General features: G+C 65.1%; 7 protein-coding genes. 1 reads left to right on the forward strand and 6 read right to left on the reverse strand.

Annotation, left to right across the window (positions count from 1 at the left end; genetic code table 11):
• The 4 genes from EB084_14455 to EB084_14470 form a co-directional block, all read right to left on the reverse strand.
• On the reverse strand, nt 1-528 hold a 528-nt coding region (locus EB084_14455), incomplete at its 3' end, for an arginase (GenBank protein ID NDD29459.1).
• A gap of 254 nt (nt 529-782) precedes the next feature.
• Entirely contained in the window at nt 783-1,208 is a 426-nt protein-coding gene (locus tag EB084_14460; protein ID NDD29460.1) for a hypothetical protein, read from the reverse strand.
• A gap of 219 nt (nt 1,209-1,427) precedes the next feature.
• The gene (gene hydA, locus EB084_14465; protein ID NDD29461.1) at nt 1,428-2,825 is read right to left on the reverse strand and encodes a dihydropyrimidinase; all 1,398 of its coding nucleotides are present in this window, start codon (nt 2,823-2,825) and stop codon (nt 1,428-1,430) included.
• Between the two features lie 72 nt (nt 2,826-2,897).
• Entirely contained in the window at nt 2,898-3,530 is a 633-nt protein-coding gene (locus EB084_14470) for a uracil phosphoribosyltransferase (protein NDD29462.1), read from the reverse strand.
• Between EB084_14470 and EB084_14475 the strand changes: the two genes are divergently transcribed.
• Nucleotides 3,529-5,607 (forward strand): FHA domain-containing protein, encoded by a 2,079-nt coding sequence (locus EB084_14475; protein ID NDD29463.1) that lies wholly within the window; start codon nt 3,529-3,531, stop codon nt 5,605-5,607. The two genes, EB084_14470 and EB084_14475, sit on opposite strands and share 2 nt — an antisense overlap.
• Nucleotides 5,608-5,651: 44 nt before the next feature.
• Here EB084_14475 and EB084_14480 read toward each other — a convergent pair whose 3' ends face one another.
• Complete coding sequence (locus EB084_14480; protein ID NDD29464.1) at nt 5,652-7,025, reverse strand: tetratricopeptide repeat protein; 1,374 nt, start codon at nt 7,023-7,025, stop codon at nt 5,652-5,654.
• On the reverse strand, nt 6,935-8,026 hold the full coding sequence (locus EB084_14485) for a tetratricopeptide repeat protein (GenBank protein ID NDD29465.1): 1,092 nt from the start codon (nt 8,024-8,026) through the stop codon (nt 6,935-6,937). Before EB084_14485 ends, EB084_14480 begins: the two co-directional genes overlap by 91 nt.
• Nucleotides 8,027-8,310 lie beyond the last annotated feature (284 nt).

Genomic DNA, 8,310 nt, shown 5'->3' on the forward strand with positions numbered 1-8,310 from the left:
GCACAGATCTGTCAGATCGGAATGCCCGCGTCCGAGGAGCGCCGCAAGTGGCATGCCGTGGATGTTGCCAGAGGGAGAGGTCTCCGGGGTGTTCATGTCTGCGTGGGCATCGAACCAGATGAGACCGACATCCTCTTCTCTGGCGCGCAGATGCGCAGCAACGCCGGAGAGCGTTCCAAGCGCCACGGAGTGATCTCCCCCCAGAACGACAGGAAGCTCCTGACGTGACAGCGCGCTGCGAACCGCATGTGCGACATCCGAGCACACGGCGGTGATCTCTGCCAGGTTTCGAAGCGCCTGCGGGTCGGTGCGCTCCGGTGGCACCACCACGTCTCCCAGGTCACGCACCGTATATCCCAGCTCACCCAGTCGGTTTCCGAGGCGTGCCAGTCGCATGACCGCAGGCCCCAGATCTGCCCCCGGACGTCCACAGCCAAAGGCAAGTGGAACCCCGAGCAAGGATACAGTGCGATCCTGTCCTGGCAAGAGCTCGGCGGAGGTGAGAGCGGTCGGTAGCGGGCTGGGCATGGGAAACTTCCTTCCTGCAGTGGAGACGTGGCGAGATAGGCCGCATTCTAGGGCTCCACGCGACCGATGTCAAGCCGTTCCAGGATGAGCTGCGCAATAGAGGAGGCAGAGCGCCGGAAGCACTGAAGAGCCCCGCAGAAAGAACTGCAAGGGCTCTTCGCGGCATCGGGCGACTCCGCTTGGGGCGTCAGCTCAGGCACTGGCGTGCTTCCGGCGCCCGCATATGGCGCGGTGCGACCTTTTCGGTCGCGCCTCTAGATGCTGTTGTATCCAGGAGGGGCTCCGCCCGGCTTCACCAGCGGAGGAAGCCCGCTTGGCGTGCTCGGATCGACAGGAGGCCACACCGGCGCGGGGTAGCCGTAGCCGTATCCATAGCCATATGCGGCCTGGACCGTGGGCCCGCTCACGTAGGTCGTTCCGACGTTCACGGCCCCACCGGCCACGGCGTCGAGATCGTCGAGCTCGAGCTTGCCGTTGGAGGCAGGGGGCAGCGGCAGGACCAATTCGTCGACGTGCTCGACAAAGCGCAGGCGCAGATCTGCCGGGATCGCGACGCTCCCCATCGCCTCGAGCGCGGCGCGCGCATCTTTCAGGCAGATGGCACGAAACTCGGGATCGGTGGCCGCGCGGTGATAGAGCGCAGGCAACGCAGCCTGCCAGGGGTGCAAGGTCTCAGACATGGGTTCCTCCTCGCTGTGCTGGCTCGATGTTCCGACAAGCGACTGGGGTCGGCGAAGGCCAGCCGCGCCATCGACCAGCGTTCCTAACAGAGGGCGCTTCGTGTCATCGCTGGAGTGAACACGACGCCCCGCGCACAACCTGCTGACATGATTCGCACAGCGCGCAAGAAGTTCCCGCACCTGCGCGCAACGCCACGGGCAGACAAGACGCGCCTCGCCTCAGCCTGTCGGCAGCGCTGGGGCGTAGCTGCGGGCAACGAAGCGCCCCCCTCCCGGGTCGCCCACGAACTCGCCTTCGCGAACCAGTACCCGCCCTCTCGAGATGGTGATCACGGGCCACCCGTGACAGACCCACCCCTCGAAGGGCGACCAGTCGGTGGACATGTGCAGACTGTCGACCCCCACACGAACCTTCTTCCCAGGGTCGAGGAGCACCAGATCTGCGTCTGCCCCTGGGGCCAGGCTCCCCTTTCGGGGATGCAGGCCGAAGAGACGCGCGGGATTGCCTGCAATGAGCTCGACGAGCCCGTTCAGGCTGAGACGGCCCTTGCGCACCCCCTCGCTGAACATGAGCCCCAGCAACGTCTCAACGCCAGGCAACCCACGCGGAGCCAGCGCCGCATCAGCGGCTCCAGCCTCCTTCTGCGCGCGGCGAAACGCGCGATGGCCAGACCCAACCACCTGGATGGCGCCTGCGGAAATCCCCTTCCAGAGACCGTCAGCGTCAGCCTGGCTGCGCAGTGGCGGCGACGTGAGGTACATGTGCGCCTCCGGAACCTCATTGAGGGCGTCGTGAAGGAGCAGATACGGTGGCGAGGTCTCAGAGAAGACATTGAGCCCACGTCCCTTGGCCTCACCGACAAAACGGGCGCTGCCCATGGTCGAGAGGTTGAAGAGGCATAGCCGCCCCCCCACCAGCTCGGTGTAGAAGATCACGCGGCGCACGGCTTCCGCCTCGCTGAACGTGGGGTGGGAGCGGGCGTGCGCCAGGGGGCCGACCTGCCCCCGCTCGCGGTGCTTCTTGGTGAAGTAGTCAACCAAGGAGCCGTTCTCGGGCTGAACCGCAACCAATCCCCCGCCTGCGCGCACCGTGTCGAGCACGGCCAGCAGCTCCCCATCGGAGACCGCATCGGCGTCGCCGAAGTCGGCGGTGGAGACGAGCGTCGAGGGCACGCCCAGCGCAATTGCACGGGGCAGCTCGGCCACCACCTCATCGCGCGGGTCGCCGAGCGCGGCGTGAAAGGCGAAGTCAACATTGAACTGTCCGGTGGCCGCCTTGAGCTTCTGCTCGATGGCGGGCACCAGGGCCTCCCCTTCCACCTGGAGGGCCGTGTCGATGACCGTGGTGACGCCCCCGTGAGCTGCCGCCCGTGAGCCGGCTGCGAAATCGTCGGCCGAGCCGTGACCGCCGCTGACGAACTCGAAGCGGGCGTCGACATCGATGACGCCGGGCATCACAAGCAGCCCCGCTGCGTCGATGACCTCGCTGGCCTGACTCGGATCGATGCCGGTGGAGAGCTCGACGATGCGCCCCTCACGCACCGCCACGTCGCCTTCGAAGACCTCGGTCGACGTGACGATGGTCCCCTTTCGGATCAGCAGGTCCAGGTGTTGCATCACATGCCCTCGCGTGCGTGGATTCGGGGGAGGCCCCCCATCGCTGCGGTCGCTCGTGCGCCGCTCATCCGATCAACGGGTGCCGAAGATGCGGTCTCCCGCGTCTCCCAGGCCGGGAAGGATGTAACCGAGGTCGTTGAGGCAGCGGTCGAGCGCGCAGGTGTAGATCTCAACCCGATCGTCCGTCTCCTGAACCCGCCGGACGCCTTCGGGCGCCGCCACCAGACAGACGAGCCGAAGGCTCTCGGGGCGAGCCCCCTTGGCCACGAGGAACTCGATGGCAGCCGACGCCGAACCGCCCGTGGCCAGCATCGGGTCGAGCAGAAGGATGTCGCGCTCCGGAAGATCTTCCGGGAACTTGGAATAGTAGTCGATGGGCTTCAGCGTCTCGTGATCGCGATAGATGCCGATGTGTCCGACCTTGGCCGCAGGGATGAGGCGCATGATGCCCTCGACCATGCCCAGGCCGGCCCGCAGGATGGGCACGATACCGATCTTCTTGCCGCCGATGGCGCGGCAGCGCGCGGTCTCCAAGGGAGTGGGAACCTCCACGGTCTCGAGGGGCAGCGTGCGCGTCACCTCGTAGGCCATGAGCATGGCGATCTCTTCCACGAGCTCCCGGAACTCCTTGGGACCGGTCTCTCGGTGGCGCAGGATGGACATCTTGTGCTGTATCAGGGGGTGATCGATTACATGAAGCGACATGGGGCGCGGATTCCACCTCCGCCGAGAGGGGTCCTGTCGATCTCGGCACGCTGGGGTGAGACCGGCGATGCCGCCGCTCGGAGAGCGCGCCACGCAGAGCGCACTTCACATCAGTGCACCAGAGGGCCCGCGGAAGGGAGTCTCTTCCGTCAGCGCGAAGGATCAAGCCTCTAGGAGTAGCATGACTGAGCGTCAACGCCCCCCAGGAAGCCGCACCGGATCGGTGCGCCGATGGACAGGATTCGGGGAGACCTCCGCTGCGTCGTCAAATCTCCCCAACGCGGAAGAAGATCTCATTCCCGCCGTCGACCCGCGAACGGTCCCCGTTCCCAGCGGTCTCGAGATACACGTTCTCGAAGGTGAAGACGCTGGCAAGACCTTCCCGCTCGACACCTGCGAGGTGGTGCTGGGGCGGCGCATGACGCCAGAAGAGAAGAAGCTGGGCTGGCTGCTCTTCAACGATGGCACCGTGTCGCGCATGCACGCCGTGCTCGAGTGGCGCGGCGGGCCGCGGCGCTACCGCCTCACCCATCGCTCTAAGACCAATCCCACATTCATCAACGGGCGAATCGTCCAGCAGGCGGTTCTCTATCCCGATGACCTGATCCGTCTCGGCGATCTCACCTTCCAGGTGCGGGTGACGCGGCGAGGTCAGGAAGACGAAGCCCCGCAACAGGTCGACGACAAGGGGCTGATCTACTCTGGCTTCAAGGTCGTGGTCGTCAACGGGCCAGACAAGGGCCGTCAATACGTGCTTGAGCACAAGGTCGTTCACGTCGGGGGACCTGCCACGCCTGGCGATGCCACACGAGGCAACAACTGGATGGTCCTCAGCGACAAGAACCTGCCGCGAGAGCAGGCCTTCTTCGTGTGGTACGACGCCGACAAGCGATACGGCGTGTTTCACGCGGGCGCCTCCCCCGTTCCCACGCAGATCTCTCGCGTCCTGACATCGCCCCGTGGCGGCGAATCGAAGACCGAGACCCGAAACCTGCTCAACCTCGACGACATGGTCATCATCGGTGACACGACGTTGATGATGCTCAAATACGAACGCTTCCAGGAGACCGCCAAGGCGCTGCGCCCTGACGTCCTGCCCCCCGCTGGACGCCCTTCTCCTGAGCCGACCCGCGGACCGTCCCCTCCCGTGAGCCTGCCGCAACCGTCTCTCTCAGGGCCGGCCGCCCCTCCCCCACCGACAGCGCTTCCTGGCGCGGAAGAGAAGCGCAAGGTGCTCGAGATCACCCCGCGCGACCATCTCACGCCGCTGCAAGAACCCGATGAGCCGCCCGCTCCCGCCATCCGTGTACGTGGAGAAGGCCTGCCGCAGCATCTGCTGCCGGAGCCTGCCGCTCCTCAGGCGCAGAACAACCGCCCCTTCGATTCCACACAGTGCTGGTTCAGCCGGCCGGACTACGGGCTCGAGGTGATCGACGGGCCAGAACGAGGCCGACGCATCGCGCTCATGTCAACCGCGCTGAAGAGCGGCAAAGGCCTCACCCTGGGTCGGCAAGGACGTCGTGCCAACGACATCGAGCTGAAAGATCCGAAGGTGGAGAACGAGCAGGCCACGCTGCAGTTCGACCGAGGGCGGTTCACCATCATCAATCAAGGTCCGCTCCCCATCGTGCTCAATGAAGACCCGCTCGAAGCCGGCCTTCCCCACCTGCTGAAGAACGGCGATGAGCTCGTCATCGGAGACTCCATCCTGCTGTTCGTCGATCACGGTGCGCTGCAGCGGCAGTACCAGTTCGAGCTCGAGGTCGTGTGCGAGAGCGGACGAACCGACAGAGCACGTCGCATCACCCTGAACCAGGACGAGATCACCATCGGGCGGGCCAAGAAGGCCGAGGTTCGCATCGACGATCCGAACGTCTCGCGCATCCACGCGCGTGTCGCGTTCCGCCGCGGCGGGTTCCTTCTCGAGCACCGCAGCGAGACAAACCCCACATTCGTGAACGGCGTCTCCCTCGACGTGGGACAGTCACGCCTTCTGCAGCCAGACGACGAGATTCAGCTGTCTGACGGTTCGCGGCTCATCTTCCGCAAGCGGATGGCCCTGCAGCTGAAAGGCTGACCCACGCTCGGCGCTAGCAGCGGTGAAGGGTGCCTGCCTTCTCGCTAGGATCGCGGCTTTGCCGACGACGACTTCTTGCGACGGGTGTTGGTGCCGCGCTTGCCGCGCGCCTGTGCCCCGACCCCGGTTGCACGTCGCGTGGTCACGCCGGCCAGTCGTTCGAGAACGTACTGACGCGCGCTTCCAGCAAACTCACCCCCGGGCTCGAGCGCGATGTACCGCTCAAAGGCCTTTCGCGCCGCAACGAGATCGCCTTGATCGAGCAGACATTCGCCGAGGCGGAACCAGGCGGGGGCAAACTCCGGGTCTCGCTCGATGGATGCCGCGAAGCAGGTGCAGGCCGCGTCTGCATTCTGACGCATGCCGAGGAGAACGCCAAGAAAGTAATGGGCCTGCGCCACGGCACGCGGGTCGTTGTCGAGCTGCACGACACGACGAAGCTCTCTCTCGGCTTCCTCGCGTCGCCCCATCTGCAGGAAGAGCGCCCCCACGCTGCAGCGCACGGTGGAGTTCTCGGGCTCGAGACCGAGCGCCTTGGTGTAGCAGCGGAGGGCTTCGTCGAAAGCGCCTCCCTGCGCGTGCAGCCATCCGAGGTTGTTGAGAACGACCACGTCGGCCGGAGAGAGCTCGAGGGCCTTCTCATAGAGCACGAGGGCCTCTTCGCGCTTGCCTTCCTCGACATACATCCGCCCCAGCGCACTGAACGAATCTGCCGCTTCCGGGTCCCGGTGAATCGCGCGTCGGTAGGCCGCAACAGCCTCGTCGCGCTCGTCGCGATTCTCGAACACCCATCCGAGATGGTGCCAGGCCGAGGCGCTGTCAGACGAGAGCTCCAGCGCGCGACGAAGATGGCGCTCGGCCGCAACCCACTTCTGCTGCGCCCCCGCGATCTGCCCCATGAGCTCGTGGATCTCGGCGTCGTCGCTGCCTCCCTCGAGCGCGTGGCGGCAGGCACGCATGGCGGAACCGTACTGCTCAGACTGATGATAGGCCACGGCAAGGTGCTTCCAGGCTTCTTCTGAAACCGCGTCGCCCGCTTTCCGGATATACTTGCGCAGCAGCGTCACCGCGTTGGCCGAAAACCCGAGGCGCAACTGAATGATGCCGAGATGGAGCAGGGCGTCGACGAAGTCTTCGTCTTCGTCGGCGATGACCTTCTGAAACACCTCCTGCGCTTCCATGAGATTGCCCTGCGCCAGGTACGAGTGGCCGAGGCTGTAGTTTGCGCTCGCCACGTACTCGCCCTCATCTGAAGACTCCAGAACGGCGGTGAACGCCTGGATGGCGGGTTCGAGATCACCCAGCTGCAACAGGCACCAGCCGAGCTTCAGGTGGGCGGCGGCGTAGCTGGGGTAGAGCTCGATGGCTTTTCGAAATGCGGAGACCGCATCGGGAAGCGCACCCACCTCCTGGTACACGCAGGCAATGCATTGTGCGGAAACGGCAGATCGGGGTCCATCGAGATGGAGGTCTCGAACGCACGCAGCGCCCGATCATAGTCGCTCATCTGGTAGTACACCCAGGCGAGATTGTTGTAGATGATGGCCACGTCGGGATCGTGCTCGACGGCGCGCTTGTACTCGACCACGGCCTTCTCGAGACGGCCCTGCTTCTGCAGCATGTTGCCGAGATAGAAGTGATTGGACCCCACATCCGGATCGAGCGCAATGGACCGGCGCAGATGACGCTCGGCCTGTTCTGACTTGCCCAGGCTGTCGCTCACGAGCCCCAGGTAGAAGTGTAGCTCCGGGTGCGCGCGGTTCAGCTTTAGCGCCGCCTGGAGGTTGCGCTCTGCATCTTCGTGAAGGCCCATGCGATAGAACGCCTTGCCGCTCTTGAACCCCCGGATGAACGCCAGCTTGCGACGCTCTTCCACCGTCTCGCTTCGTCGGCGAGGAACCCCGGACTCACCGGTGTCGAGAAGACGCTCGCGAGCGGAGCGCAGCAGCGCATCGTGCTCATCATCGCGATCATTCTTCGGCCGAGCGTGAGGTGGTGTGAGGGGATACTGACCATAATCTGCGCGCGTGAGCTCTTCGAGATCGTACTCCTCGTACTCATCTTCCAAGGCCTCTTCCTCGGCGTCTCCAGCCTCGGAACCAGCGGTCTGGCGGCGCGTGAGATCGTCGAGGAGGGAGCGCGCGGTGGTCTCGCCGTCATCGGCAGTGGAGACCTGCTCCTCACGAAAGGTGACACGATGCGCGCGCAGCGTCTTGCGCACCCGCTCGCTCGCGATGGCCGCCATCTCGTACTCGCCGCTGAGCGAGAGCCCGACAACTTCGCCCTCCTCGAGCACGAGGGAGGCACGCACGTCGAGGGCGCCTGCGCGGAGCGACTCAACGATCTGCTCCGCAATGACGCGAAGGCCGTCCTGCGCGAGGCCAGGTGGAATGATGAACGTGAAGTGGACGGTTCTCAACGGCTGACCTCCGGGCACTGCCCTTTGCAAGAACGAACGAAGCGCGGGGGATGTTCCCCGACGCACGTTGCCTGCGCGACCTGCTCCTATGATTATAGCACCGAAATCAGAGGGAGCAAACCGCTGGCAACGATCAATGACAATGCACACGCTCGGCCGATCGGCGTTCGATGAACAGAGAGCGAAATGCGCTAGCGCGGGGGAAGGCGTGCGTCTGAGGGACGCAGGGTGGGGGGGGAGCCCCCCCCAATGTTTCTTCCGTGGTGACGGGGCACGGAAAAAAA

This window comes from Pseudomonadota bacterium, assembly GCA_010028905.1.
Classification (GTDB): domain Bacteria; phylum Vulcanimicrobiota; class Xenobia; order RGZZ01; family RGZZ01; genus RGZZ01.

Coding starts and splice junctions, on each gene's coding strand:
- EB084_14460 (NDD29460.1), bottom strand. CDS start 1,208: ATGTCTGAGACCTTGCACCCCTGGCAGGCTGCGTTGCCTGCGCTCTAT.
- EB084_14475 (NDD29463.1), top strand. CDS start 3,529: ATGGGGCGCGGATTCCACCTCCGCCGAGAGGGGTCCTGTCGATCTCGG.
- EB084_14470 (NDD29462.1), bottom strand. CDS start 3,530: ATGTCGCTTCATGTAATCGATCACCCCCTGATACAGCACAAGATGTCC.
- hydA (NDD29461.1), bottom strand. CDS start 2,825: ATGCAACACCTGGACCTGCTGATCCGAAAGGGGACCATCGTCACGTCG.